Source organism: Gordonia desulfuricans NBRC 100010 (genome assembly GCF_001485495.1).
GTDB lineage: Bacteria > Actinomycetota > Actinomycetes > Mycobacteriales > Mycobacteriaceae > Gordonia > Gordonia desulfuricans.
In genome coordinates this window covers 1-818 of sequence record NZ_BCNF01000235.1, presented here as the reverse complement: position 1 = coordinate 818, position 818 = coordinate 1, and the positions used below count along the sequence as shown (strand labels likewise).

The 818-nt window shown below is 66.6% G+C and carries 1 pseudogene; it reads left to right on the top strand.

Features of this window, described 5'->3' with window-relative positions:
* Positions 1 to 818, top strand: a pseudogene (locus GD1_RS24035) (IS3 family transposase); the annotation flags it as partial.

Here is an 818-nt window from a genome sequence, read left to right as displayed (position 1 = left end):
GAAGACGGTGTGACTCTCGAACAGATCGCTGCCGACTTCGGTATCCACCCGATGACCCTGAACAAGTGGATCCGCAAGGCCGACGTGGAGGCCGGGATCAAGCCCGGCACCACGTCGGCCGAATCGCGTGAGCTGCGCGAGGCCAAGCGGCGTGTGCGCCTGCTTGAACAGGAGAACGAGGTCTTACGCCGGGCGGCGGCGTACCTGTCCCAAGCGAATCTGCCGGGAAAAGGTGGTACCCGCTCGTGAGTGAGCTGGCCGCTGACGGCATCCCCGTCACGGTGGCGTGTCGGGTACTCAAGATCGCTCGCCAGCCCTACTACCGGTGGCGCAAGAACCCGATCACCGACGCCGAGCTCGCCGAGGCGTACCGGGCCAACGCCCTGTTCGACGCCCACCGCGAAGACCCGGAGTTCGGCTACCGCTACCTCGTCGACGAGGCCGAAGCCGCAGGCGAGAAGATGTGCCGGCGGACGGCGTGGCGGATCTGCTCCGCCGGCGGCTGGACCAGCACCATCAGCAAGAGAGGCCGCGGCAAGCATCGCAAGGCCGGCCCGCCTGTACACGACGATCTCGTCAAGAGAGACTTCACCGCGCCCGGCCCCAACGAGCTGTGGCTGACCGACATCACCGAGCACTGGACGGCCGAGGGCAAGCTGTACCTGTGCGCGATCAAGGACGTCTACTCGGGCCGCATCGTCGGGTACTCGATCGACTCGAGAATGAAGTCCCGCCTGGCCGTGGCCGCCCTGAACAGCGCTGTCGCCAGGCGAGGGGACGTGGCCGGCTGCGTTCTGCACAGCGATAGAGGGTCTCAA